General features: G+C 46.0%; 1 protein-coding gene. It reads right to left on the bottom strand.

Annotation, left to right across the window (positions count from 1 at the left end):
- Positions 1 to 4 precede the first annotated feature (4 nt).
- The coding region (locus HMPREF3139_RS06415; RefSeq protein ID WP_210388924.1) for a porin at positions 5 to 520 on the bottom strand (516 nt) is incomplete at its 5' end.

Genomic DNA, 520 nt, shown 5'->3' with positions numbered 1-520 from the left:
AAGATTAGAATTTGTGACGCAGGCCAACAGTACCAGCAGTTTTCTCGTATTTGTTGTCGCCTTTACCTTCTTTCAACCAACCGGCTGACAACAAGGCAGAAGTGCGTTTAGAGAAGTCGTAGTCAGCACCAACGATAACTTGGTTGTAAGCGCTGTTCTCTTGTTTCACGCCTTCTTCTTTAGCTTTGAAGCCGTGAGCGTAAGAAACACGAGGAGTTACGTTGCCGAAGCGGTAAGCAGCAGTTGCACCAACTTCAGTACGTTCGTTTTTCTTAGCACCAGCTACGTCAGCTTTGAAGCCTTCGTATTGACCTACAACAGCAACCATCAGGTTGTTAGCATCGTAACCAGCAGTCAGACGGTGAGCTTGGTGATCTTTGTAAGTACCAGCAGCCAAATTATTGTTGCGGTTGAATACTTTCAAGTAATCAGCAGTCAAGTCAGCACGTTTAGCATAAGAACCAGCATAGCGACCGAAGAAGCCAGAGTTTTCGTAGTTCAGACCCAAGTCGTAAGACTC

It is taken from the genome of Neisseria sp. HMSC15G01 (assembly GCF_001808255.1).
GTDB lineage: Bacteria > Pseudomonadota > Gammaproteobacteria > Burkholderiales > Neisseriaceae > Neisseria > Neisseria subflava_A.
This window is presented reverse-complemented; position numbering and strand designations above follow the sequence as displayed.